Raw genomic sequence first — 24,903 nt, forward strand, 5'->3', positions numbered from 1 at the left:
TATAGTCACAGTTCGGATTATATGTTTAGACTTCGTATTATCCTAACTCGGACTATTTGGAGGATGACGATGCCGGCAACTCCCACCCGCTCGAAGCTCGGTCTGCTGGCAGCCCTCGGGCTCGCCCAACTGCTCATCGGCCTCGACTACAACATCGTGTTCGTGGCCCTGCCCGACATCGCCGGCCTGGGGTTCTCCCCGCAGACTCTGCAATGGGTCGTCAGCGCCTACGCGATCGCCTTCGGCGGCTTCCTCCTCCTCTTCGGCAGGCTCACGGACGCCCTTGGGCGCAGACGCATGTTCGCCGTCGGTCTGAGCCTCTTCGCCCTCGGATCCGCGTTCGGCACGATCGCCGTGGGCGAATGGATGCTCATCGCCGGTCGCGGCATTCAGGGGCTCGGCGGAGCAGCGCTGGCGCCGTCGACGCTAGCGCTCCTCAGCGTCGGCTTCCGCGAGGGCGCCGAACGGAACCGGGCGCTCGGCGTCTGGGGTGCGGCCGGTTCGGCGGGCATGGTGCTCGGTTCCATCCTCGGCGGAGTGCTCACCGACGCCTGGGGATGGAGGGCGATCTTCGCCGTCAATATCCCGCTCATCGCACTCATCGCCGCACTCACGGCCATCGCCGTCCCCGCCGATGACGGCCACCCCCGACTGCGCGGACTCGACGCTCCCGGGGCGATACTCACGACCGCCTCGGCGATCCTCCTCGTCACAGGCCTGACGCTGTCCGCCGAATCCGGATGGACAGCACCGGCGACCCTGCTCTGCTTGGGGCTCGGCCTCGCCGCGATCGTCGTCATGCTCTTCGTCGAGTCGCGGACCGGCAACCCGCTGCTCGATCTCGGGATGTTCCGCAACCGCCATCTGGCCACCGGAACTGCGTCGACCTTCCTCTTCATGGCAGGATTCGGCGCGACGGCCTACTTCCTCACGCTCTATCTCCAGGACACACGGGGACTCGGCCCGGCGGTCACCGGCCTCGCCTTCGTCATCCCCTGCCTCGGCGTGCTGCTCGGCACCACGGCGGGGGCGCGACTGGCGACACGGTACGGACTGCGCACCGCTCTCGTCAGCGGTCAGATCATCGGCCTCCTCGGCGTGACCGGATTCGCTCGGTTCGTCCGGGCGGACACCGAGTGGGTCACCCTCGTCGCGCTCACGCTGGTCTTCAGCCTCGGGCAGGGCATCGTCTTCACGACGATGTTCGCCACCGCCACGACGGGAGTCGACGAATCGGCCCAGGGCTACGCGGGAGGGCTGGCGACAGCGGGGCAGCAGATCGGCGGCGCGATCGGCCTGGCCCTGCTCATCGCTCTCACCTCGGCCGTCTCGTCTCCGCAGCTGACTACGGCGATGATGGGAATCGCCGTCATCATCGCCCTCGGCCTCGGAGTCGCACTGCTCGTTCCACGGACAGCCGCCGTCGCTCCTCAGTGACGAGCCTCACCCTCCTAGTTTGACTCACGGCGAGTCTTTGTTGCTATGCTCGAGCCATTAGGTTTTACTCATAGCGACTTTAACCAGGAGGGGCAATGATCGAACTCATCGGGATCACACCGGCCGGGACGACGAACCGCCTCGGCGAGGCTCTCACGCAGTTCCCCGGCGGGGAATGGCACGTCCGCGACTTCGACCTCGGGGCCGGAGCGACTCTGCTCATCGTCGTCCGCGGCGCGAACGCCGACGATCTCGCCGCCGCCGCGATCGCCGCGGACCGGGCACGGTCGGAAGCGGCCACAGTGGTCCTCGCCCTTCCCTACCTGCCCGGGGCACGCGCGGATCGGGGTCGGCCGCTCGGGGCCCGCGTCTACGCGGAGATCGCCAACGCCGTCCACGCCGACCGCGTCCTCACGATCGACCCCCACTCCCCCGTCATGCCCTCGCTCCTCGAACGCATCGAGGACTACCCGCTCGGCCGGTTCGTGCGCTCTGAGCTCAGCCGCCTCGTCGCCGGTGAGCACGAACACCCCTACGTCGGGGTGATCGCCCCCGACGAGGGCGCGGCGGCCCGCGCATCCTCGGTGGCACACGCCCTCCACGTCCCCGTCTTCCACGCCCGCAAGCACCGGGACTTCACGACGGGGAAGCTCTCGGGCTTCTCATGCCAGCCGCTGCCGGTCTCCGGCAGGCTCCTCGTCGTCGACGACATCGCCGACGGCGGCGGCACCCTCACCGGCCTCGCCGAGGTCACCGGGCTCGGCCCCGACCGCCTCGACCTGTGGATCACCCACGGCGTCCTCTCCCGCGGATCCGAACGCCTGCGGGCGCACTTCGGCACGATCCACACCACCGATTCCCACCCCGGCCACACCAACCCGGCCGTGGGTGCCACGATCCATCCGCTCACCCCGCTCTTCATCCAGGAGGCCCAGTCATGACCGCTCTCGACGCCATCCGCCCACTGCTGCTCACCGACGGCTACAAGACCGGCCACCGCAGGCAGTACCCGACAGGCACCACCCGCGTCCTGTCGAACTTCACGAACCGGGGCAGCCGCCTGCCCGGCGTCGACCACGTCATCCACTTCGGACTCCAGGCCGCGGTCAGGGAGCTCCTCGTCGACGCCTTCGCCCCGTTCTTCTCCGCCGACGAGGACGAGGTCGCAGACGCCTACCAGCAGGCCATGGACGCCTACCTCGGCCCGGGAGCCGTCGACGTCGACCACATCCGCGAACTCCACCGGCTCGGACACCTGCCGCTGCGCATCTGCGCCCTGCCGGAAGGATCCCGCGTGCCGCTGCGGGTGCCCGTGTTCACGATCGAGAACACCGACGACCGATTCGCGTGGCTGACGAACTACGTCGAATCCGCGCTCTCGGCCGCCTACTGGCACCCTTCGACCACCGCGACGATCGCCGACCGGTTCCGCACCGTCCTCGAGGCCGCGGCCCTGCGCACCACCGAGTCGACGGCCGGGGTCGAGTTCCAAGGCCACGACTTCTCATTCCGCGGCCAGACCTCGATCGCTTCGGCGGAGGCCTCGGGCGCCGGACACCTCACGGCATTCCTCGGCACGGACTCGCTGCCGGCGCTGTGGTGGATCGAGAGGTACTACCCGGGTTCGAGCGAACCGATCGCCGCCTCGGTGCCGGCCACCGAGCACAGTGTGATGATGGCCGGTGGACGCGACCACGAGGACGAGACCTACGCACGGCTGCTGCGTGACTACCCTGCAGGCATCCTCTCCGTCGTCTCGGACACGTGGGATCTGTGGCGCGTGATCACCGAGACCCTGTCCGGGCTCAAGGGCGAGATCATGGCCCGAGACGGCAGGCTCGTCATCCGTCCCGACTCGGGCAACCCGGCCGACATCCTCTGCGGCACCGGCGACGTCGGGGGCGCCGACGGACCGGCAGCCGACGACGCAGCCGACGACCCGGCCGCGAAGGGCATCATCGAACTCCTCTGGGAGATCTTCGGCGGCACGCTCACCCCGCAGGGCTTCAAGGTCCTCGACCCCCACATCGGCGCGATCTACGGCGATTCGATCACCCTCGAGCGCATGACAGACATCATCGCGCGTCTCGAGGCCAAGGGATTCGCGTCGACGAACGTCGTCTTCGGGATCGGCAGCTTCACCTACCAGTACCAGACCAGGGACACGTTCGCCTCGGCGATCAAGGCGACGTGGGCACAGATCGACGGCGAAGGACGCGACCTCATCAAGGACCCGGTGACCGACAACGGGACGAAGAAGTCGGCGACCGGGCGTCTGGCCGTGACCCGCGACGAGGCCGGGGAGTTCGCCCTCATCGAACGGGCCACACCCGAAGAGGAGGCGGCGAGCGCATTGGTGCCGATCTTCGTCGACGGCCGCCTCACCGTCGTCGACTCCTTCGATGCGGTGCGGCAGCGCATTGCCGCCGGACGGCCGTGAGCGCTCTCAGCGGGTGCGATGCGGCGGCCGGCGTCGATGCGATGATGGTGGGCATGACCGAGACCTGGACACAGCCGCTCATCTCCGTCGATGTCGTGCCGTTGCGCTACCGCCCGGAGATCGTCGAGGTCGTCCTCGGTCGGCGCGCCTTCGAGCCGTTCGCCGGTGAGCTCGCCCTCCCGGGCGTGCTCATGCAGCGGGAGCGGTCGATCGACGCCGCCGACCGCGCACTGGGGTCGAAGGTGGGCATCGACGACGCTCACGTCGTCATCCGCGATGTCGGCATCGAGGATGCCCCGGAGCGGGATCCGCGTGGTCCCACGCTCTCGATCGTCAAGGTCGCCGCGGTCGCACCGGGGGCGACGCCCGAATCCGGTGAGGGTGTGCCTCTCGCCGAGGCGGTCGGGCTTCCGTTCGACCACGACGCCCTCGTCCGGTTGGCGGCTCGCCGCCTGCTCGAGCTGCTGTGGAGCGACCGGGAGGTCACCGAGGCGTTCTTCGGGGAGGCCTTCACCTCCAGGGACGCGTTCCTCGCCCAGGAGCAGCTGGCCGCTGCCGCCGGGGTGGAGGGGACACCGCCGCTGCGGAATCTGCGGCGGCGGATCGAGGAGCTCGGGTGGGCGGCACCGACCGGGGAGACCCGCCAGTCCACTGCGCGCGGCGGGCGGCCGACGCTCGTGTGGGCGTGGACCCGGGACTGAGAGCTCCGCTCAGATGCGTTCGGCGATGAGGACGAGGAAGCCGCTGTCGGGTTCGAACGGGTGGATCTCCCAGGTGGCGAGCTTGAGGCTGACGAGCATGCCGCTGGCCTTGACGTCGTCGACGAAGTCGTCGAACTCGTAGCCGCGTCCGGCTCCGAAGCCGGCGACGAAACGGCCGCCGTGCTTGAGCGTCGACTTGATGTTCTCCAGGGTCTGCCGTCTCGAGGCGGGGTCGAGGAAGGCGAGGACGTTGCCCGCGCACACGGCGACGTCGATGTCGGTGATCCCGGCGCCGGCGAAGTCGAAGTCGGCGAGGTCGCCGGTGTGCCATTCGCCGGAGGGGAAGTCCTCCTCGGCGACGGCGATGAGGAATTCGTCGAGGTCGACGCCGTAGACGGTGTGGCCGGCCCCGATGAGCAGCCCTCCGACGCGTCCCGTGCCGCAGCCGGCGTCGAGGATGCGGCCTCCCCGCGGGGCCATCGCATCGACGAAGCGAGCCTCTCCCCCGATGTCGTGTCCGGCGTCGACGAGGCTGCGCCAGCGTTTCGCATAGTTCGCCGAGTGTTCGGGGTTGTTCGCGCGGATCCGGTTCCACTGGTGGTCGAAGCTCATGGCCTCAGTGTAGGCCCACGTGGATCCGCTCGCCCTCCGCGCTGAAGAGCGCGAGGACCTCCGCCGCCGAGGTGGTGGCGCTGACCATTCCGTGGGGTTCCCGGGTGTCGAATTCGGCGGCCTCACCGGTCTCGAGACGGGTGATCGTGGGTCCGAGTTTGAGGTCGACGGTTCCGCTGAGCACGTACAGCCATTCGTAGCCGCCGTGTGCCCGCTGGGTGATCGGGTCGCCCGGCCGATGTCCCGGCAGGACGATCTTGACCGCCTCGACCGGCGCGTTCCGGCTCGTCAGCGGCAGGAAGACCATGCCGTTGACGCGCACGGGTGTCGGACGGATCCGCGGGTCACCCGTCGCCGGTGCCCCGACGAGGTCGTCGAGGGCGACCCGGTAGATGCGGGCGAGTCCGATGAGCAGGTCGAGGGTCGCGCGCCGGCGTCTCGACTCGAGGCGCGAGAGCGTGCTCACCGAGACCCCGAGGCGCTCGGCGACCTCGCTCAAGGTGAGACCGCGAGCCGTCCGGGTCTCACGCAGGCGCGGGCCGATGCTCTCGATGACCGGTTCGAGGGCATCAGGATCGACCCTGCCGTGGGGATCGGTCTTCCCGTGCGGGTCGGGCGCAGAGGTGTCCATGGCTCCCGACTCTAGCGAGCGGTCAGGGCGTCACGCGAAGACCTCGGCGACCACCTCGGCGACGGCAGCGACCGGAGCGGAGGGTGCGGGGGCGGTGAGGACGATGATCTCGCGTCCGCCGGCTCCTGTGATCGGGTGGAGGTCGATGTCGCCGCCGCCGAGGGACATCATGATCGGGGTGGCGAGTGTGAGTCCGAGTCCCGTGCCGGCCAGGGCCAGGGCCACCGCGGTGTCGGTGACGATGTGGGTCTCCTTCGCCTGGATCCCCATCGCCGAGGTGGCCAACCGCATCGCGCGACCGAAGAGGTCAGGGGCCGGCGGGAGGATCCAGTCCGCCTCCGCGAGGTCGTCCGGGCCGGGCAGCGCGGCACCCTTGGGGGTGACGACCCCGAAGTCCTCGGCAGCGACCGTCTGCCAGTGCAGGCCGCGCATCGGCGGCAGGGGCACTGCGGGGTAGTCGATGCCGATGCCTAAGTCGATGGCGCCGTCGATGACGGCGGCGGACATCGTCTCGACGTTGACCTCGCGGGCGCGCACGGCGATGTCGGGGTGACGCTGAGCGAGGCGGCGGACGATCGCGGGCAGGGCGAACGTCGACGTCGACCCGAACACGCCGAGGGTGACGATCGCCTCGTGGCCGAAGTCGCGGCCGAGCATCGCCGTCTCCGCCTGCTGCTGGGCGGCGAGGATGGCCTTGGCCCGCGGAAGCAGGGTGCGCCCGGCTTCGGTGAGGACGAGGGAGCGGCCGCGTCGGTGGACGAGTTCGGAACCGATCGTCCGACGCAGGGCGCTCATGTGCTGGGAGACGGCACCGATGCTGTAGCCGAGCGCTTCGGCGGCTCGGGTCATCGATCCGCGTTCGGCCACCGAGACGAAGGTCTGCAGCTGCCCCAAGGTCCACGCCACGTTTCGCTCCTTTCCACTCGTTCTCTGCGACCAGCGCTCGTGTGTCGTCGACCCTTGTCGGCGTTCGGCGCCAGCCTGCCGTCGGCGCTCGTCGCTCGTCGCTCGTCGCTCGTCGCTCGTCGAAGGATGATGCTCCTCCACCGGACTTGGCCGGCGGCAAACTTCGATTTTTAGAAATCATGAAAACAGTGTTCACGAACTCTGCCTTGTCCTTAAGTGTGAGGGACAGCACAATGGTTGACAAGCCGACGACGAGGTCGGCGGCAGCGAAGCGAGGTGCGGTGTGGACGCAGATGTGGTCATCATCGGCGGCGGTGTCATGGGGGCGTCGATCGCCTTCAACCTCGCCGAGCGCGGAGCGGGCAGGATCGTCCTCGTCGAACGCGACGTCCCGGGTTCGGGTTCGACGTCGAAGGCCGCGGGCGGGGTGCGCTGCCAGTTCTCCGACGAGGTCAACATCGCCCTGTCCGTGCGCAGCCTCGAGATCCTCCGCAGCTTCGAGTCGACGTTCGGCACCGACATCGATCTCGTCTCCAACGGCTACCTCTTCCTCCTCGACTCCCCCGAATCGGTGGAGATGTTCGCGGCCAATGTCGCACTCCAGCAGGGTCTGGGCCTCGATTCGCTGATGCTCACCGTCGACGAGGTGGCCGCGCTCGCCCCGTACGTCGACACCACGGGTCTTCTGGCCGGGGCCTTCAATCCCGGCGACGGCCACTGCACGCCTGAGGCCGTCGTCGCCGGTTACATCACCGCGGCCAGGGACCGCGGGGTCACGGTGCTCAAGTGCTGCGAGGTCACCGGCATCGTCACCCGCGGTGAGAACGGGAGGCGGAGGATCACCTCGGTGGAGACGACGCAGGGGACGATCACGTGTTCACAGGTCGTGTGCGCGGCAGGTGCCTGGTCGGGACTCATCGGTGAGATGGCCGGCGTCGATCTGCCCGTGACCCCGTTGCGGCGGGAGATCATGGTGAGCGAACCCGTGGGCTTCGACACCTCGGCGATGCCGTTCACGATCGACTTCTCGTCCAGCTACTACGTCCACCCCGAGGGCCGAGGACTGCTCTTCGGCTGTCCCGACGCCGAGGACCGGTGGGGGTTCGACGAACGCCGCGACCCCGACTGGCTGTTCACCCTCTCCGAGCACATCGGTGCCCGCACCCCGGACCTCGCCGATGTCGAGGTCAAACGCGGCTGGGCCGGACTCTATGAGATGACTCCCGACCACAATGCGCTCATCGGGCAGGCTCGAGAGCTCGACGGGTTCACCTACGCGTGCGGGTTCTCCGGCCATGGCTTCCTCATGGGACCGGCCGTCGGGGAGGTCGTCGCCGACCTCATGACCGGACGCACCCCGCTGACCGATGTGGCCCCGCTGGATAAGGACCGGTTCTGCCTCACCGGACTGCGCAAGGAGCTCAACATCGTGTGAGCATACGGCTCCCTCCTCTCGACGAATCAGCCATCCCGACCCCGGTTCCCGCACCCTAGTCCTCGCTACTGACACAGACACAGACACGATGCTCACACCGACACAGATTGGACCGCCATGACCGCGACCACCACGCCGACCGCTCTGCCCACCGATGAGACCATCGCCGGCCTGCTCGATGACGGGTTTCGGGCCTGCGGCGTCGACGCATCCGTCCTCGCCCCGGACGCGGCGACCGGGGTGACACTGACGGCCCGATCTCCCATCACCGGTCAGGTCCTCGCAACGCTCGCCGCGGATTCCCCGGCGACCGCCTCGGCGAAGATCGGGCACGCCGCCGTGGCCTTCGAGTCCTGGCGGGACGTGCCGGCACCGGTGCGCGGTCAGCTCGTGGCCCGCTGGGGTCAGCTGCTGGCCGAGCATAAGGAGGAGCTTGCGAAGATCGTCACCGTCGAGGCCGGGAAGACCCCGTCGGAGGCCGCCGGCGAGGTGCAGGAGATGATCGACATCTGCGAATTCGCGCTCGGTCAGTCCCGGCAGCTGTGGGGCAAGACGATGCCGAGCGAACGCCCCGGCCACAGGCTCATGGAGACGTGGCATCCCTTGGGTGTCGTCGGGGTCATCTCGGCCTTCAACTTCCCCGTGGCCGTGTATTCGTGGAACACCGCGCTTGCGCTCGTAGCCGGCGATGCCGTCGTGTGGAAGCCCTCGGAGAACGCTGTGCTCGCCGCCCTCGGGGCACAGTCTCTGCTCGCCCGGGCCGCCGCCGAGGTGGGAGCGCCCGACGGGCTCGTGCCTGTCCTCATCGGCGGGCGGGACATCGGCGATGCGATGGTCCGCGACGACCGCGTCGCGTTGGTCTCGGCGACGGGGTCGGTGCGGATGGGACGTGAGGTCGGTCCCGTCGTCGCCGAGCGCTTCGGTCGGGTGCTGCTCGAACTCGGCGGGAACAATGGTGCGATCGTCGCCCCGAGCGCCGATATCGACCTGGCCCTGCGCGGGGTCGTCTTCGCCGCGGCCGGAACGGCTGGGCAGCGGTGCACGACCCTGCGGCGCCTCATCGTCCACGAGTCGATCGCCGAGGCGTTCGTCGAGCGGATCGTCGCAGCGTACCGAACGCTGAGCATCGGCTCACCCACCGAGGACGGCGTCCTCGTCGGCCCGCTCATCAGCGAAGCCGCGTATGAGGCGATGCAGGAGGCGCTGAGGCAAGCCGAGGACGAGGGTGGCGAGGTCCTCGTCGGCGGTGGTCGCGTGCTCGCCGAGGAGCGCCCGGACGCCCACTACGTCGAACCGGCGGTCGTGCAGATGCCGGCGCAGACTCCGGTCATGGAGTCCGAGACCTTCGCCCCGATCCTCTACGTCGTCACGTATTCCGACCTCGACGAGGCGATCGCGATCCACAATGCGGTCCCGCAGGGTCTGTCCTCGGCGATCTTCACCTCCGACCTCGCCGAGGCGGAGACCTTCCTCTCCCGCTCCGACTGCGGGATCGCCAACGTCAACATCGGCACCTCGGGGGCGGAGATCGGCGGGGCCTTCGGCGGGGAGAAGGAGACCGGTGGAGGACGGGAGTCGGGATCGGATTCGTGGAAGGCCTACATGCGCCAGGCCACGAACACAATCAACTACTCCGGTGAGCTGCCGCTCGCCCAAGGCGTCGAATTCCTGTGACACACCACGGCTGAAGTAGGCTGGAGGGATGGCAGACACCCCTCTCATTCCCTCCGCCTACGACATCGCGTGGTCTGGCTTCGTCGTGGCGATCGTTCTCGTCATGTGGTCGATGGTGAGCATCTGCCGTTCGGACTTCGACCCGCGCGCACGCCTGGTGTGGGCTCTCATCGCCCTGCTCCTGCCGGTGCTGGGTTCCCTGCTGTGGTTCTACTACCGCCGACTTCCCCGCGCCGGGGCGTGAGGAGCGAGGGACTCCGATGATTCCAGGAACAGTCGAACTGGTCCTGGTGGGAATCATCGTTGCGGGATTCGCGCTCTTCGTCTGGTCGCTGGTCAGCATTCTGCAATCACGACTGGAGTCGGCCGCAAAGCTCGCGTGGGCGTTCGTCGTCTTCCTCGTCCCGGTCGCCGGCCCCATCGTGTGGCTGGTCTACCGTGCTGCGACGTCACCGTCGCGCTGATCAGCGCGACGCACTCTGCCCCTCGTCGCCGTCGCTGCGACGTTTCCCCTTCTTCCAGTGCTCAAGCAGCAGTGCGAGCAGGCCTCCCAAGGAGACGAGTGGGAACACGATGAGCCACAGCGGCCACGCCTGGTCCCCGTTGCGTAGCGCTTCCTCCCCGGTGAACAGCGACATCGCAAGCGACGACCCGAGGATGAAGGCGACGATGAGGTTCCTCATAGTTCCGAACCTACCGATCCTGGCTTCCCGATTCAACAACCTCTATTGTCGCTTTCGCAGCTGATCCACCCGCCAGACATCCTGGGGCCGTGAGAGAACTAGAATTGCCGGTGAGCACTGACGACAAGGAGCACACCCGTGATTGAGCTGAAGACCCCCGCCGAGATCGACAAGATGGCGGTGACCGGTCGCTTCGTGGCGAAGACGTTGACCGAACTCTCCGAGACGGCCGAACCGGGCATGAACCTCATGCACCTGGAGAAGCGGGCCCGGAAGCTCATCGAGGACGCCGGAGCGAAGTCCTGCTACTGGGACTACGCACCGTCCTTCGGCTCAGGCCCCTTCCGCAACGTCATCTGCCTCTCGGTCAACGACGGCGTCCTCCACGGCAAGCCGCACGACTACGTCATGCAGAACGGCGACCTCCTCACCCTCGACTTCGCCGTCTCGATCGACGGCTGGGTCGCCGACGCCGCCCGCTCCGTCGTCGTCGGCGAAGGCACCGATGAGGACCAGCGCCTCATCGACTCGACGTGGGCCGGGCTGGAAGCCGGCATCAGCGCCGCCCAGGCGGGAGGCCGCCTCGGCGACATCTCCCAGGCGATCGGCGACGTCGCCGACGAACAGCGCATCCCGGTCAACCTCGACTTCGGCGGCCACGGACTCGGACACACGATGCACGAGGACCCACACGTCGCCAACCGCGGCAAGGGCGGTCGCGGCATGGTCCTCAAACCGGGCCTGACTCTGGCCATCGAACCGTGGTGGTCGTTCACCTCGAAGAAGCTCAAGGTCGACCAGGACGGGTGGACGCTGCGGCTGGCCGACGGGTCGAACGGGGCGCATTCGGAGAACACGATCGCCATCACCGAGGACGGACCTCGGGTGCTCACCATCGTCGACTGAAGGCTGCGGCTGTCAATGACGGTCGGTCTGTGTCAGTGCCCCGTGGCAGGATGATCCCATGTCCTACACCTGCACCGAATGCGGCTACTCATGCGTCAAATGGCTCGGGCGCTGCCCCGAATGCCAAGCCTGGGGCACGCTCGAGGAGAAGGGCGCGACCGCCTCGAGCGTGAAGACGAAGGTGAAGAAGTCCGCCGGCGCGAAGTCGATCACCCAGGTCGACTCCACCCTCGCGGTGGCACGCAAGACCTACGTCGACGAATTCGACCGCGTGCTCGGCGGCGGCATCGTGCCCGGCGGAGTCATCCTCCTCTCCGGCGAACCCGGCGTCGGCAAGTCGACGCTCCTCCTCGACGTCGCCGCCCGGGCCGCGAAGTTCGAGAACACCGTCCTCTACGTCACCGGTGAGGAATCGGCCGGACAGGTCAGACTGCGTGCGGACAGGACCAACGCCCTCGAGGAGAACCTCCTGCTGGCCGCGGAGACCGACCTCGGATCCGTGCTCGGCATGATCGAAGCCGAGAACCCCGATCTGCTCATCGTCGACTCCATCCAGACTCTGGCCTCCTCCGAGGTCGACGGCGTGCCCGGCGGCGTCACCCAGGTCCGTGAGGTCGCCGCCGCCCTCATCCGCGAAGCGAAGTCCCGGTCGCTGTCGACCGTCCTCGTCGGCCACATCACGAAGGACGGCACGATCGCCGGCCCCCGCCTCCTCGAACACCTCGTCGACGTCGTGTGCACGTTCGAAGGCGAGAAGCACTCCCGTCTGCGGATGCTCCGGGCGATCAAGAACCGGTTCGGTCCCACCGACGAAGTCGGCTGCTTCGACATGGCGGAGAACGGGATCACGAGCCTCGAGGACCCCTCGGGCCTGTTCCTCTCCCGCTCTTCCGGTTCCACTCCCCCGGGCACGTGCCTGACCGTGACGCAGGAGGGCAAACGGCCGCTGCTCGTCGAAGTGCAGTCACTGGTCACCGAGTCCGCGGCAGGACAGTCGCGTCGGTCGGTCTCCGGAGTCGACTCCTCACGGGTCGCGATGATGCTCGCCGTGCTCAGTCAGAACATCAGCGCGGTCAACTTCGCGAAGTCCGATGTCTTCACCGCCACCGTCGGCGGCGCCAAACTGTCCGAACCGGCCAGCGACCTGGCGATCTGCCTGTCCCTGGCCTCGGCGGCCCTCGGCAGTCCGCTGTACGCGAAGTTCGTCGCAATCGGCGAGATCAGCCTCTCCGGGGAGATCCGCAATGTGCCCAACCTCGGCCAGCGTCTCTCGGAGGCGGCCAGACTGGGGATGACGCGGGCGATCGTCGCCCGTGGAGCGCTGCGCAATGTCGCCGTCCCCGATGGGATGGTCGTCAGGGAATGCGAGCATATCGCCCAGGCGGTCGCGACTGTGGTCAAGGAGAAGGCGAAGGATCCCGCCGCAGGCCAGTGACGTCGGAGAAAGTCCGGGACATCGGAGGCGAAACAGGGCATGCTTGATAGATGACGACCACAGTGTTTCCGACGCTGAGGACAACCGATGTGGAGGCCACGACCACCATACTCGTCACCCTCGGCTTCACCGAGCGGCTCACGGTTCTCGATGACGACGACCCGAGTCTCGTCCTCCACGCCGAATATGCGCTCGGCGAGACCGGTGGCATCATGATCGGGTCCGTGCGCCACGACGGTTCAGCCCTCGACAGCGTCGGCGGTGCCTCGATCTACGTCGTTGTGCCCACCGAGCGGGAGGTCGACCGCCTGTATCGGGAGATCCGCGAACTCGGACATGCGATCGTGCGGCCCGTGGCCACACAACCCCATGGCGGCCGCGAATTCGACTTCCGCGACCACGACGGGAACTCGTGGGGTGTGGGCTCCTACCGCGGAGCCTGAGCGGAACGCGGTCGCACAGCGGCGATCAGGGAGAGTTCGAGTCCTTCTCCCCGGAAGAGGATTCCGCGGTCTTCTTCTCCTCGGACTTCTTCTTCTCCTCTTCCTTCGCCTTCTTCTCCTCCGCGGCCTTCTTCTCCTTGGCCTTCGTCGCTTCGTCCTTCTCGAGTTCGAAGGCCGCGGGCTTGCTCTCCTTGTCCCCGAGCTTGACGACGAGGTCGTACTTGCCGGGGGCGAAGCCCTTGTCGGTCTTGTTGCAGTTCTTGTCGACCCGGATGCGGTTCCACTCGAACTGGGCCGTCTTCTGAGACGCCGGAGCGAACTCCGTCGGGGCCTCCGCGTTCTCGTCCTTGTCGGCAGCGCAGTAGCGTGAGGACCACACGACGTCAGAGCCCTGCTTGACGATGAATTCCTGCTGCTTGGTGCCGACCTCGATGAGGCACGTGGCGTTGTGGTTGTTCGCCACGGTCATCTCGAACTTCGGTTTCGTGTTCTCGTCGTAGCTCTTCTTGTCGGCCTTCGCGCTCACGGCGACGGCGTTGCCCGGGCAGGCGCCGCTTGCGGCCTGCTTGTCGGGGACAGGGGCCTGCGGTGTGGGCGAGGCCGAGGTGGCGACGGGCTCCGCGACCGGTTCCGTCCCGCCGCCGGTGAGAGCCTTCGTGATTCCGACGATGCCGAGCACGAGAAGACCGATGACGACGAGGCTGAGCACAGCCAGCGTGATCCGGCGTCGACGATAGACGTGTGCCGGCAGCTTCCCGCTAGACTGGCGGGGCTGCTTCGGCTGCGAACCACGATCGGAAGGAGTCATCGCAATGAGCCTAGGCAATTGCGATTGAGCATCCAAATGACACACCGCACCACGTCTGAAACTGGGATCGCCCCCACAGCTGCGCCCTTCCCGACGGTCTCCCCCGACGAGGTCGAGTTCGTGCAGTCGACGATCATCGACTGGTTCGCCACCGCCGAACGCCCTCTGCCGTGGCGGGACCCGGCGACCACCGCGTGGGCGGTGCTCGTCAGCGAGATCATGTCCCAGCAGACCCCCGTCTCCCGCGTCGAACCCCGCTGGCGGGCATGGATGGCGAAATGGCCGACCCCTGCCGATCTTGCCGCCGCCCCCACCGCCGAGGTGCTCCACAGTTGGGATCGCCTCGGCTACCCCCGCCGCGCGCTGAGACTCCAGGAAGCCGCTCGGGTCATCGCCGAGGACCTGGACAACCGCGTGCCCACCACCGCCGCCGAGCTCGAGGCGCTGCCCGGCATCGGCTCCTACACCGCAGCCGCGGTCGCCTCCTTCGCCCATGGCCAGCGCACGACCGTGCTCGACACGAATGTCCGCCGCGTGCTCGTGCGCGTCTTCGCCGGCCGGGACCGGCCCACGACCTCCCCGAGCCGCCGGGAGACGCAGTGGGCTGAGCAGTTCGTTCCTGCAGTCGGACATGTGCGCTGGAACGCCGGAGTCATGGAGTTCGGTGCCCTGGTGTGCACCGCCCGCAACCCGAACTGCGACGGGTGCCCGCTCGCCGAGGTGTGCGCCTGGAACCGCTCAGGCCGTCCCGCCTCGGCGGTGAGACCGAAGACCCAGAAGTGGGCGGGCACTGACCGGCAGCTGCGCGGGGCGATCATGGACGTCCTCAAGGCCCGGCACGAAGAGACCCTCGACGAGGCAGAGAGCGATCGACTCGACGGCGTTCCCTTCGATCTCCTCACCGCCTCGACGACCGACCTCGATGAGGACATGGTCGAATCCCTCGGAACGGTCACCTCGGCGAAGCTGAGGACGATGCGCGACCTCAGCGCCGATGCCGAGCGGATCTCGCGGCTGGCAGCCGATCTCGTCGCAGACGGCCTGGCCGCACGGCACGGGGACCGGCTCAGCCTGCCGCGGTGACGGAACGGCCGCTGACAGGGATGCGGACGGGGTGCTGACGTCCGAACACCTCACAATTCCCTCAATGCACCTTGCCTCGTGCGCGGATCCTGTTGTTAGATGAGACCATGGACGCGCGCTTCATCACCGTCGACGACAACTCGTTCCACTGCCTGTTCGGCGAACCCGCTGACGACAGCGCCGAAGCCGTGGTTCTGCTCCACGGGTGGCCGCAGACGGCAGGCTGCTGGCGAGATGTCATTCCCGGGTTGCACGGGCCGGACGCGGAGACCCAGTACCATCTCGTCGCGCCTGACCTGCGCGGCTACGGGCTCAGCGACAAGCCGACGGACGGATATGACAAACGGAGGATGGCCCGGGACATCCTCGGCATCATGGACTCCCTCGGCATCGACCGGGCCCATTTCGTCGGCCACGACCGCGGCGGACGCGTCGCCCATCGACTCGCCCTCGACTCACCCGAGCGGGTCACCACTCTCACCGTCCTCGACATCGCCCCCACTCATGCGATGTTCACCAACGGGCGGATGCGGACCGCCGAGGGCTACTTCCACTGGCTCCTCCACATGCAGAAGGACCTGCCGGAGGCGCTCACCGCAGGCAGGACCGCTGAGTACCTGCGCTACTTCTTCGAACGCTGGACGGTGCGCCGAGAGCGTCTCGATCCGCACATCGACGACTACGTCCGCGCCTTCGAACAGCCTGGCGCCATGCGGGCATCCTTCGACGACTACCGTGCCACCCACGAGGATGTCGCCGTCGACGAAGAGGACTTCCGCGCGCAGCGGAAGCTGAGAATGCCGGTGCTCGCGCTGTGGGGCGCGGGCGGTCTGGCCGCGAACACGGACATCGCCACCGTATGGGAGTCCTACACGGAGAACGTGGACGGACGCCCCATCCCCGACTGCGGACACTTCATCCCCGAGGAGGCACCGGAGACTCTGCTCTCCGAGCTGCGGGAGTTCTGGTCGCACGCCGCCTGAGGAGACCCCGGCCTTCGCCGGGATCGGCACCTGCCTAGAGGTACTTGATCATCCGGGTGTTGCCCAAAGTGTTCGGCTTGACGCGGGCGAGATCGAGGAACTCGGCGACGCCTTCGTCGGCGGAGTGGAGGAGTTCGACGTAGACCTCGGGTGAGACGGGGATGCCCTTGATGGGTTCGAACCCGAGTGAACCGAAGAACCCGGTCTCGAAGGTAAGGCAGAAGACCCGATTCACCCCGATCTCGACGGCGTCGGCGAGCAGCTGGCGGATGAGCGCCTTGCCCACTCCCCTGCCCCGGTAGTCCGGTGAGGTCGCCACGGTCCGCGCCTCGGCGAGGTCGGCCCAGATGATGTGGAGCGCCGCGCAGCCGGCGAGGATCTCCGAACCGTCGGGCTGCACGTCGACGACGAGCCAGAACTCCTGGAGTGACTCGAAGTAGGTCACGGTGTCCTTGGCGAGCAGGATCCGCTCGTCGGCCAAGGGTGCGACGAGGGCCTCGATGCCCTTGACGTCTGAGGTCCGCGCCCGGCGCAGACGCAGACCGCTGGGCAGACCGTGCGTCTGGTGGTGGTCGGAGGCGACGAGACCGTGGTCGAAGGCGGCTGAGCTCATCCCCTCATTCAACACCATCCCCGCCGAGGTGATCGTCCGGGTCCGCGTCCGCACTCCTACCGTCCAGACCGGTCCCCGCGCGGGTGCGTGGGCGCAGACAGCGAAGCGGCCCCGGGCCGAGGACCGAAGTCCTCAGGCCAGGGGCCGCTTCACCGTCTGCCCGTTGAGCGGACCGTGTGGATCAGGAGGCCGAACCCGAGGGGCTCGAACCGGCACCGGCGAGCTCCCCACCGGACTCCTGGTCATCGGAGCTCGACGTCGGGAACGTCTCGGTCTCGACGCCGTCGAAGGTGAACGTCGCGTCCTTGCCTTCGCCCTTGACGTCGACCTTGATCGTCTGCCCGCGGCCGATCTCCTTGAACAGGATCTTCTCCGAGAGCTGATCCTCGATCTCGAGCTGGATCGTCCGACGCAGCGGACGGGCACCGAGCACGGGGTCGTAGCCGCGATCGGCCAAGAGGTTCTTGGCCGCATCGGTGAGCTCGACCTTCATGCCCTGATCCGCCAGACGCGTGTCGAGGCGCTCGAGGAAGAGGTCGACGATCTCGATGATCTCCTCCTTGTTCAGCTGCGGGAACACGATGGTGTCGTCGACGCGGTTGAGGAACTCGGGACGGAAGTGCTGCTTGAGCTCTTCGTTGACCCGCTGCTTCATCCGGTCGTAGTTGGTCTTGGTGTCACCCTCGACCTGGAATCCCATCTGCAGACCGCTGGAGACGTCGCGCGTGCCCAGGTTGGTCGTCATGATGATGATCGTGTTCTTGAAGTCGACCTCACGACCCTGCGAGTCGGTGAGTCGGCCGTCTTCGAGGATCTGCAGCAGCGAGTTGAAGATGTCCGAATGGGCCTTCTCCACCTCGTCGAAGAGCACGACCGAGAACGGCTTGCGGCGCACCTTCTCGGTGAGCTGGCCGCCCTCTTCGTAGCCGACGTAGCCGGGAGGCGAACCGAAGAGACGCGAGACCGTGTGCTTCTCCGAGTATTCCGACATGTCGAGGCTGATGAGCGAATCCTCATCCCCGAAGAGGAACTCGGCGAGCGCCTTGGCAAGCTCGGTCTTTCCCACGCCGGTGGGACCAGCGAAGATGAACGAACCGGAGGGTCGCTTCGGATCCTTCAGGCCCGCCCGCGTGCGACGGATCGCCCGCGAGATCGACTTCACCGCGTCGTTCTGGCCGATGATGCGCTTGTGCAGCTCGTCCTCCATCCGCAGCAGACGCGAGGACTCCTCCTCGGTGAGCTTGAAGATCGGGATGCCCGTGGCGGAGGCGAGCACCTCGGCGATGAGATCGGCGTCGACGGTGGCGGAGGTGTCCTTGCCGCCCTTGCGCCAGGCCTCGGTCTGCTCCTCCTTCTCGTGCTGGAGCTTCATCTCCGTGTCGCGCTCGGATGCGGCGAGCTCGAAGTCCTGAGCATCGATCGCAGCTTCCTTGCGGTGACGGGCCTCGAGGATCTTCTCCTCGAGATCGCGGATCTCCTGCGGCACCGACAGACGCGAGATGCGCAGCTTCGCACCGGCTTCGTCGATGAGGTCGATCGCCTTGTCCGGCAGGTACCGATCGTTGATGTAGCGGTCGGACATGTTCACCGCGGCCGCCAGGGCGCCCTCGGTGATCGTCACCTTGTGGTGCGCTTCGTACTTGTCGCGCAGGCCCTTGAGAATCTCGATCGAGTGCGCGAGCGAGGGCTCGGGCACCTGGATCGGCTGGAAGCGGCGCTCGAGGGCCGCGTCCTTCTCGATGTGCTTGCGGTACTCATCCAGCGTCGTCGCACCGATGGTCTGCAGCTCACCGCGGGCGAGCATCGGCTTGAGGATCGACGCGGCGTCGATCGCGCCTTCGGCGGCGCCCGCACCCACGAGGGTGTGGATCTCGTCGATGAAGAGGATGATGTCACCGCGCGTGCGGATCTCCTTGAGCACTTTCTTCAGGCGTTCCTCGAAGTCACCGCGGTAGCGGGAACCGGCGACGAGGGAGCCGAGATCGAGCGTGTAGAGCTGCTTGTCGGTGAGGATCTCCGGGACCTCGCCGTTGACGATGGCCTGTGCGAGACCTTCGACGACGGCGGTCTTGCCGACGCCGGGCTCACCGATGAGGACCGGGTTGTTCTTCGTCCGACGCGAGAGGATCTGCATGACCCGCTGCATCTGCTCGTGCCGACCGATGACCGGGTCGAGCTTGCCCTCACGCGCGGCAGCGGTGAGGTTGCGACCGAACTGGTCGAGGACGAGCGAACCCGACGGGGTGCCCTCTTCGCGTCCCCCGGCAGCCACGGGCTCCTTGCCCTGGTAGCCGGAGAGGAGCTTGATGACTTCCTGGCGCACCCGGCCGAGGTCCGCACCGAGCTTGACGAGGACCTGAGCGGCCACGCCTTCGCCTTCGCGGATGAGTCCGAGCAGGATGTGCTCGGTGCCGATGTAGCTGTGGCCCAGCTGGAGTGCCTCACGGAGGCTGAGCTCGAGGACCTTCTTCGCACGCGGAGTGAACGGGATGTGCCCGCTCGGCGCCTGCTGTCCCTGCCCGATGATCTCCTGCACCTGGTCGCGCACCTGCTCGAGGGAGATGTCCATCCCCTCGAGTGCCTTGGCTGCCAGGCCCTCTCCCTCGTGGATGAGTCCGAGCAGGATGTGCTCGGTTCCGATGTAGTTATGCTTGAGGAGTTTGGCCTCTTCCTGGGCGAGCACCACCACTCGGCGGGCTCGGTCAGTGAACCGCTCGAACATATTCACCCTCCTGGAGTCTTCGTATTCTGTAGAGCGTAACGACCCTCTCCCCGGATCTATTGCACGTTTCGCCCTCAGCCGAAACCGTTCGGCTCAGGGCGAAATCGGGGCGCCGCCCGAGTTGGGTGCCCGAACCGCACCGCGTACCGGGATTCATTCACGATTCGGAACCGGACGGGTGCCCGGATGGCGGCCCCGTCGTATCGGCACATCCGGCGACCGGTGCGAGACGGACAACCGCTCTTGCGGACAAGGATTCACCCGGCGGTAATGCCACACGACAGGCTTTGTTTGGGCTACGGGACTCAGCCTTCTCACAAGAACTGTTTGACTGACTCGGATATTCCCCAATTCGTCGATCCTGAATAGCGGGACGGACCGAATCGGGCATTTGTGTCGCAAACAGCACACCGCGGGGCCGACGATCACATCGTCGACCCCGCGGTGGTCTCTTTCGGTCCGTGCGCGCTGCGCCGCCTGCTCAGCGACGTCGGCTCACGTTCCCTTTCAGTTGCCGGCGGCTTCGTATGCCTGCACGATCTCCTGCGGAATGCGTCCACGGTCACCGAGCTGGTAACCGTTCTCCTGTGCCCATTCGCGAATCTTGGCGGTATCGCGCTTGGGTCCGGAATTCGACGCTCCTCCGCGGCGTCCGCGCGAGCCCGGGTTGGCTACGCGGCGTGCCTTGGCGATGTACGGGGCAAAGGTCTCACGCAGCTCTTCGGCATTCTTCGTCGAGAGCTCGAGTTCATATGTGCCCTGGTCGAGGCTGAAGCGAACGGTTTCCGCTGCTTCCGAGCCGTCGAAATCATCCGTGAGGACGAGTCGCATCTCCCGTGCCATGTTCACCCTTTTCGTGTTCAGAAGTCTTTACGGGTGTAAGCATAACATCTGATTCGGCTTTATCGTCCAATTCCGTGTTATCTCTCTCGGAGATTTCGTGCTCGGAATAGAATTTCTCGATCTGCTCACGTTCCCGACGATCCGCGCGGACAATGTTGCGCATCACGTACCAGAACAGCAATCCCACGCATATCGAGGGAAGCAGGGCTTTGATGAGGTCGAGCACGGGCTCAGCCTTCCTCTCGGGATTCCGAATTCGCCTGAGCGATCGGTTTGGTGAAGGGGAAGAGAATCGTTTCTCGAATGCCCAACCCGGTCAGGGCCATGAGCAACCGGTCCAGGCCCATTCCCATTCCGCCCGTCGGAGGCATTCCGTGCTCCATCGCGGTGAGGAACTCCTCGTCGAGGCCCATCGCCTCATCGTCGCCGCGGGCCGCGTCGGCGGCCTGGGCTTCGAAGCGCTCCCTCTGGATGACGGGGTCGACGAGCTCCGAATAGCCGGTGGCGAGTTCGAAGCCGCGCACGTAGAGGTCCCACTTCTCGACGACGCCGGGCTTGTCGCGGTGTTCGCGCACGAGCGGTGAGGTGTCGACGGGGAAGTCGGTGACGAAGGTCGGGGCCCAGAGCTTGTCCTTGTAGAAGTGCTCCCACAGCTCTTCGACGTATTTGCCGTGCGAGCGGAAGACTCCGCCGAGGTCGACATCGTTGTCCGCGGCGATCTGCTCGAGTTCGGCGATCCCGGTCAGTGGGGTGACCTCGACGCCGGATTCGGCCGAGAGCGTCTCGTACATGCTCACGACCGGCCAGTCTCCGCCGAAGTCGTATTCGCTGCCGTCGTCGAGGGTGACGAGCAGAGAACCGGTCGCATCCTGGGCGGCGTTCTGGACGAGCGTCTTCGTCAGCTCCGCGATCGAATGGTAGTCGCCGTAGGACTGGTAGGCCTCGAGCATCGCGAACTCCGGCGAATGCGTCGAGTCCGCGCCTTCGTTGCGGAAGTTGCGGTTGATCTCGAAGACGTTCTCGATGCCGCCGACGATCGCGCGCTTGAGGAAGAGCTCGGGTGCGATGCGCAGGTACATGTCGATGTCGTAGGCGTTCATGTGGGTCTTGAACGGACGGGCCGCCGCTCCCCCGTGCATGACCTGGAGCATCGGGGTCTCGATCTCGATGAAGTCCTGTGCGGCGAAGGTGCGGCGCAGTGAGGCCATCACCTCGGCGCGGGTGCGCATGGTCTCCCGCGCGGATTCGCGGGTGATGAGGTCGAGATAGCGCTGGCGCACACGGGTGTCCTCGGCGAGTTCGGTGTGCAGGCCCGGCAGGGGGCGCAGCGCCTTCGAGGCCATCTCCCATGCGTCGGCGAGCACGGAGAGCTCACCGCGCTTGGACTTGATGACCCGGCCGTGGAGGAAGATGAAGTCGCCGAGGTCGACGTCGGACTTGAAGTCCGCGAGTCGGTCTTCGCCGACCTCGCGCAGCGAGAGCATGCCCTGCAGGCGGGTGCCGTCACCGGACTGGAGGGTGACGAAGGCGAGCTTGCCGGTGGTGCGGACGAAGACGACGCGGCCGACGACGCCGACGACCTCGTCGGTCTCGTCTCCGGCTTCGAGATCGGGGTGGGCTGCGTGCACCTGCGCGAGAGTGTGGGTGCGGGGCACGGAGACGGGGTAGGCCTCGGTGTCGGCGTCCAGCATCCGCTGCCGCTTGTCCTTCCGGATCCGGATCTGCTCCGGATCGAGGTGCTCCGGGGAGTTCTCAGCGGTTTCGGGGACGATCGACTCAGTTTCTGCCATGGGATCAAGGCTACCGCCAGCCGGGCCTGCGGGGGAATTCGCGCACCCGGGACGAGACCCCCGTCTCAGTCGGTCGCGGCCCGTCTCAGCCGGTCGCGGCCCACCTCGGTCGGTCTCGGCCAGTCTCAGTCGCTCTCAGTCGAGCAGGGCGAGGATCTCCTGGGCCTGGGCTTCGGTGATCCGGCCCAGGGCCAGCGCCTTCGCCGTCGTCGACCGGGCGAGCGCGATGTAGCTGTTGCGCGTGGCCGGGCTGGACACGCTGAGGCTGTATTCGCTCAGGGCGGCCAGGTGGGCGGCCAGCGTCCCGACGTCACCGCGGCTGACGGGACCGGTGAGCGCCTTCGCCCCGTTCTGCAGGGTGTTGGCGACACTCGCGTCGACGAGCGCGGTGAGCACGCGGGACGGGTCGTCGACGCCGGCCTCGGTGAGCATGTCGAGGGCTTCGGAGATGATCGTGATCGAGTGGTTCGAGGCGTGCGTGATCGCGGCATGGTAGAGCGGCCGGTCGGCTTCGGCGATCTCGAGCGGTTCGGCGCCCATCTCGACGACCAGTGCCTCCCCGACCGGGCGGATCGGTCCGGGTGCGGTGACGGCGACCGTGGCCTGTCGCAGGCGCGGCAGGTCGAGGGCGGTGCCGGTGAACGACAGGGACGGGTGCAGGGCGATGGGCAGGGCGCCGAGGCCGGTGGCCGGTTCGAGGATGTCAGTGCCGTAGCGTCCGGCCAGGTGGATGACGATCTGACCGGGGTGGATGCGCCCTAAGGCTGCGAGTCCGGCCACGAGGGAGCCGATCTCGTCGTCGGGAACGGCGATGAGGAGGAGTTCGGCGCGTTCGGCGATCGTCTCCGGTGGCAGGATCGGCACCCCGGGCAGCATCTCCTCGGCCCTCGCCAGGCTCGCCGCCGAGGTGGCGCTGACTCCGATGATCGCGTGCCCGGCCGCACGCCAGGCGGCACCGATGACGGCACCGGCCTTGCCTGCGCCGATGATGCCGATCCCCAGACGGGGTGCCTCGGGTGTGCTCATGACTCGATCCCCGTTCCCGCGCGACGCTGTTCGTCGTAGCGCTGCCGGGCGATGCGGGTGCGCTCGGCGTGCTCGTCGAAGAAGCGGCGGGCCGCCTCGGCGTCCTGATGGGTGACCTGGGGCCGGATCGGTCCCGCAGTGGAGTGCACGGCGACGGAGGCGAGTCCGAGGGCGCGCTGCACGGGCCCCTGCCGGTACTCCATCGACTGCACGCGTTCGTGCGGGACGAAGTCGACGCGGCGTTCGATCCGGCCCAGGCGCAGGACGAGGAGGGACTCGGTCAGGGCATAGGCGCGGCGCTTCCACACGAGCGGGTCGATGATGCGGGAGGACCGCGGCTGCGGATGGAACTCGGCCTCCGCGCGGGCCGCCTCGGGGTCGGGTGAGTCGGAGGCGTACATCGCGGAGAGGATGAGGCTGCGGGCGCTCACCCCGTCCTCGAGCGCCGGCTGCGGCAGGGCGAGGCCGATCATCGTCAGCGCCTGGTCGATGTCCCCGACGGGCAGGAGCAGGTTCGACTCCCCCGCGTCGCCGGCGCTGGCGATGTTGAACTCCGCGGTCCACCATCCGGGACGACGCCACAGCAGCGGCTGGTGGAGGCACACGGCCTGCACCCGGTCGAGCGGGATGACCTTGCGGGAGGTCGAGACGAGGCCGTGGCTGACGGCGAGGCCCGAGTCGGTGAGGCGGACGACGAAGTTCGCGTTCTCGAGGTTCTTGCGCACCGCGGCGAACGAGGCGATGCCCGCGGGCAGGACGCCGAAGAGCATCGGCACCGCCGCCTCGCGCAGCCCGGAGACGAAGAGGACGATCGCTGCGATGATGACGGCGATGAAGACGAGGACGCCGATGAGGAAGTCGGTCTTGAGCATCGAGGCGATGATGACCCGGTGGACGGGCACGCGGATGATCTCGCCCTCCTGACTCAGCTTCGGGGCGACCCCGTAGGGCGCGAGCATGTCCGTCAGGCTCTCCTCCGCCTCGCCGAGAGCGTCCCCGGCAAGTGTGCTCAGCCTCTTGCTCAGACGCACCCCGATGCTGTCACCGGCGCGTTCGGGCGCGGAGAGGTCGAGGGTCTGCTCCTCGACGGTCGTCTCCGCCTCCGGTTGTGGTGCCACCTCGCCGAGGCTGTCTCCGGCTGCCGGGGCACCGGGAGCCGGTCTGCCGGTTCCCTGCTTGACCTCGCGCACGGCGGCGAGGAGTTCGTCGCGCAGGGCGTCGGCCTTCTTCCGGCTCAGGTACTTCAGCGACACGTTCGAGCCCTTGCCGCCGGCGACGTCGAAGACGAGTTCGGCGAGGCCGAGGAGCCTCGGCAGCAGCTTCTGCTGGAGGTCGATGGACTGGACGCGGTCGAGGCGGGCCTTGCGCATCTTCTTCGCCAGCAGCCCGGAGCGGGCGTAGATCGCCTCGGCGTCGACGCGGTAGCCCATGACCCGCCACGCGAGCCAGCTGTAGAGGGCGCCGAGGGCGATGATGAGGAGGAGTCCGCCGATGACGGCGAGGACGACGAGCCGGTGGGAGCCGAGCCATGCGGCGAACGAGAGGTCGACGCTGTCGCCGGTGGCGAGGTCGCTGATGGCCTGTTGGATGAAGTTCTGCGCCACGTAGCCGCCGCCGACGATGATGACGACGATGATGCCGAAGCTGTCGAGGACGGGCGTGAGCGGGTTGACGCGGTGCCAGTCATCGGCGGCGGTCGCCTCGGCGGGGATCTGAGGATCGGCGGACACGG

General features: G+C 67.4%; 25 protein-coding genes. 13 read left to right on the forward strand and 12 right to left on the reverse strand.

Translation table 11 applies throughout. The annotated features are described in order from the left end of the window. Positions 1 to 69: 69 nt before the first annotated feature. From AAHA49_RS12640 to AAHA49_RS12655, 4 genes are all read left to right on the forward strand, one after another. Positions 70 to 1,437 carry an MFS transporter gene (locus AAHA49_RS12640; protein ID WP_342038565.1) on the forward strand — a complete coding sequence of 456 codons (1,368 nt, stop codon included), beginning with the start codon at positions 70 to 72 and terminating at the stop codon, positions 1,435 to 1,437. 95 nt (positions 1,438 to 1,532) lie between these two features. Continuing rightward, on the forward strand, positions 1,533 to 2,378 hold the full coding sequence (locus AAHA49_RS12645; RefSeq protein WP_342038566.1) for a ribose-phosphate pyrophosphokinase: 846 nt from the start codon (positions 1,533 to 1,535) through the stop codon (positions 2,376 to 2,378). Beyond that, positions 2,375 to 3,877 carry a nicotinate phosphoribosyltransferase gene (locus AAHA49_RS12650; protein WP_342038567.1) on the forward strand — a complete coding sequence of 501 codons (1,503 nt, stop codon included), beginning with the start codon at positions 2,375 to 2,377 and terminating at the stop codon, positions 3,875 to 3,877. Before AAHA49_RS12645 ends, AAHA49_RS12650 begins: the two co-directional genes overlap by 4 nt. A 53-nt stretch (positions 3,878 to 3,930) precedes the next feature. Continuing rightward, the gene (locus tag AAHA49_RS12655) at positions 3,931 to 4,578 is read left to right on the forward strand and encodes an NUDIX hydrolase (protein ID WP_342038568.1); all 648 of its coding nucleotides are present in this window, start codon (positions 3,931 to 3,933) and stop codon (positions 4,576 to 4,578) included. Positions 4,579 to 4,587: 9 nt separating this feature from the next. Here the strand turns inward: AAHA49_RS12655 and AAHA49_RS12660 are convergent, their stop codons facing one another. The 3 genes from AAHA49_RS12660 to AAHA49_RS12670 are packed head-to-tail and all read right to left on the reverse strand — an operon-like array spanning position 4,588 to position 6,727. Beyond that, positions 4,588 to 5,190, reverse strand: coding sequence for a class I SAM-dependent methyltransferase (locus tag AAHA49_RS12660; RefSeq protein WP_342038569.1), 603 nt, complete (start codon positions 5,188 to 5,190; stop codon positions 4,588 to 4,590). A gap of 4 nt (positions 5,191 to 5,194) precedes the next feature. After that, positions 5,195 to 5,821 carry a helix-turn-helix domain-containing protein gene (locus tag AAHA49_RS12665; RefSeq protein WP_342038570.1) on the reverse strand — a complete coding sequence of 209 codons (627 nt, stop codon included), beginning with the start codon at positions 5,819 to 5,821 and terminating at the stop codon, positions 5,195 to 5,197. A gap of 30 nt (positions 5,822 to 5,851) precedes the next feature. Then, on the reverse strand, positions 5,852 to 6,727 hold the full coding sequence (locus AAHA49_RS12670; protein WP_342038571.1) for a LysR family transcriptional regulator: 876 nt from the start codon (positions 6,725 to 6,727) through the stop codon (positions 5,852 to 5,854). Between the two features lie 283 nt (positions 6,728 to 7,010). Between AAHA49_RS12670 and AAHA49_RS12675 the strand changes: the two genes are divergently transcribed. The 4 genes from AAHA49_RS12675 to AAHA49_RS12690 all read left to right on the forward strand — a co-directional run bounded on the left by AAHA49_RS12675 (position 7,011) and on the right by AAHA49_RS12690 (position 10,300). Then, positions 7,011 to 8,162 (forward strand): NAD(P)/FAD-dependent oxidoreductase, encoded by a 1,152-nt coding sequence (locus AAHA49_RS12675; RefSeq protein WP_342038572.1) that lies wholly within the window; start codon positions 7,011 to 7,013, stop codon positions 8,160 to 8,162. 117 nt (positions 8,163 to 8,279) lie between these two features. After that, positions 8,280 to 9,836 carry an L-piperidine-6-carboxylate dehydrogenase gene (gene amaB / locus AAHA49_RS12680; RefSeq protein ID WP_342038573.1) on the forward strand — a complete coding sequence of 519 codons (1,557 nt, stop codon included), beginning with the start codon at positions 8,280 to 8,282 and terminating at the stop codon, positions 9,834 to 9,836. Between the two features lie 28 nt (positions 9,837 to 9,864). Beyond that, entirely contained in the window at positions 9,865 to 10,080 is a 216-nt protein-coding gene (locus AAHA49_RS12685; RefSeq protein WP_342038574.1) for a PLDc N-terminal domain-containing protein, read from the forward strand. Between the two features lie 16 nt (positions 10,081 to 10,096). Continuing rightward, entirely contained in the window at positions 10,097 to 10,300 is a 204-nt protein-coding gene (locus AAHA49_RS12690; protein WP_342038575.1) for a PLD nuclease N-terminal domain-containing protein, read from the forward strand. Here the strand turns inward: AAHA49_RS12690 and AAHA49_RS12695 are convergent, their stop codons facing one another. Beyond that, positions 10,301 to 10,519 carry a hypothetical protein gene (locus tag AAHA49_RS12695; RefSeq protein ID WP_342038576.1) on the reverse strand — a complete coding sequence of 73 codons (219 nt, stop codon included), beginning with the start codon at positions 10,517 to 10,519 and terminating at the stop codon, positions 10,301 to 10,303. A 138-nt stretch (positions 10,520 to 10,657) separates the two neighbouring features. On the opposite strand from AAHA49_RS12695, the gene map reads away from it, so the two are divergent. From map to AAHA49_RS12710, 3 genes are read left to right on the forward strand one after another with little or no spacing between them, the layout of a single operon-like run. Then, complete coding sequence (gene map, locus AAHA49_RS12700; protein WP_342038577.1) at positions 10,658 to 11,425, forward strand: type I methionyl aminopeptidase; 768 nt, start codon at positions 10,658 to 10,660, stop codon at positions 11,423 to 11,425. Between the two features lie 58 nt (positions 11,426 to 11,483). Next, a complete protein-coding gene (radA, locus tag AAHA49_RS12705) occupies positions 11,484 to 12,860 on the forward strand; it encodes a DNA repair protein RadA (protein WP_342038578.1) in 1,377 nt (458 codons plus the stop codon). Between the two features lie 50 nt (positions 12,861 to 12,910). Continuing rightward, on the forward strand, positions 12,911 to 13,303 hold the full coding sequence (locus AAHA49_RS12710; RefSeq protein ID WP_342038579.1) for a VOC family protein: 393 nt from the start codon (positions 12,911 to 12,913) through the stop codon (positions 13,301 to 13,303). Between the two features lie 25 nt (positions 13,304 to 13,328). Here the strand turns inward: AAHA49_RS12710 and AAHA49_RS12715 are convergent, their stop codons facing one another. After that, positions 13,329 to 14,111: a hypothetical protein gene (locus AAHA49_RS12715; protein ID WP_342038580.1), complete on the reverse strand. Its 783-nt coding sequence runs from the start codon at positions 14,109 to 14,111 to the stop codon at positions 13,329 to 13,331. A gap of 36 nt (positions 14,112 to 14,147) precedes the next feature. Here AAHA49_RS12715 and AAHA49_RS12720 point away from each other — a divergent pair, with 36 nt between their 5' ends. Beyond that, positions 14,148 to 15,194 carry an HhH-GPD family protein gene (locus AAHA49_RS12720; protein ID WP_342038581.1) on the forward strand — a complete coding sequence of 349 codons (1,047 nt, stop codon included), beginning with the start codon at positions 14,148 to 14,150 and terminating at the stop codon, positions 15,192 to 15,194. Positions 15,195 to 15,301: 107 nt separating this feature from the next. Then, complete coding sequence (locus AAHA49_RS12725; RefSeq protein ID WP_342038582.1) at positions 15,302 to 16,177, forward strand: alpha/beta fold hydrolase; 876 nt, start codon at positions 15,302 to 15,304, stop codon at positions 16,175 to 16,177. A 34-nt stretch (positions 16,178 to 16,211) separates the two neighbouring features. Here the strand turns inward: AAHA49_RS12725 and AAHA49_RS12730 are convergent, their stop codons facing one another. From AAHA49_RS12730 to AAHA49_RS12760, 7 genes are all read right to left on the reverse strand, one after another. Next, positions 16,212 to 16,790, reverse strand: a complete 579-nt coding sequence (locus tag AAHA49_RS12730) for an amino-acid N-acetyltransferase (protein WP_342038583.1) — start codon at positions 16,788 to 16,790, stop codon at positions 16,212 to 16,214. A 181-nt stretch (positions 16,791 to 16,971) separates the two neighbouring features. Further along, positions 16,972 to 19,512 carry an ATP-dependent Clp protease ATP-binding subunit gene (locus AAHA49_RS12735; RefSeq protein ID WP_339393647.1) on the reverse strand — a complete coding sequence of 847 codons (2,541 nt, stop codon included), beginning with the start codon at positions 19,510 to 19,512 and terminating at the stop codon, positions 16,972 to 16,974. Positions 19,513 to 20,019: 507 nt separating this feature from the next. Further along, positions 20,020 to 20,343 (reverse strand): histone-like nucleoid-structuring protein Lsr2, encoded by a 324-nt coding sequence (locus tag AAHA49_RS12740; protein ID WP_342038584.1) that lies wholly within the window; start codon positions 20,341 to 20,343, stop codon positions 20,020 to 20,022. Continuing rightward, positions 20,321 to 20,581 (reverse strand): hypothetical protein, encoded by a 261-nt coding sequence (locus tag AAHA49_RS12745; protein ID WP_342038585.1) that lies wholly within the window; start codon positions 20,579 to 20,581, stop codon positions 20,321 to 20,323. The genes AAHA49_RS12740 and AAHA49_RS12745 overlap by 23 nt, the downstream gene beginning before the upstream one ends. Positions 20,582 to 20,585: 4 nt before the next feature. Beyond that, the gene (lysS, locus tag AAHA49_RS12750; RefSeq protein WP_342038586.1) at positions 20,586 to 22,145 is read right to left on the reverse strand and encodes a lysine--tRNA ligase; all 1,560 of its coding nucleotides are present in this window, start codon (positions 22,143 to 22,145) and stop codon (positions 20,586 to 20,588) included. Between the two features lie 135 nt (positions 22,146 to 22,280). After that, positions 22,281 to 23,171: a Rossmann-like and DUF2520 domain-containing protein gene (locus AAHA49_RS12755; RefSeq protein ID WP_342038587.1), complete on the reverse strand. Its 891-nt coding sequence runs from the start codon at positions 23,169 to 23,171 to the stop codon at positions 22,281 to 22,283. After that, positions 23,168 to 24,901, reverse strand: a complete 1,734-nt coding sequence (locus AAHA49_RS12760; protein WP_342038588.1) for a PH domain-containing protein — start codon at positions 24,899 to 24,901, stop codon at positions 23,168 to 23,170. The genes AAHA49_RS12755 and AAHA49_RS12760 overlap by 4 nt, the downstream gene beginning before the upstream one ends. Positions 24,902 to 24,903 lie beyond the last annotated feature (2 nt).

It is taken from the genome of Brevibacterium ammoniilyticum (assembly GCF_038429965.1).
GTDB lineage: Bacteria > Actinomycetota > Actinomycetes > Actinomycetales > Brevibacteriaceae > Brevibacterium > Brevibacterium ammoniilyticum.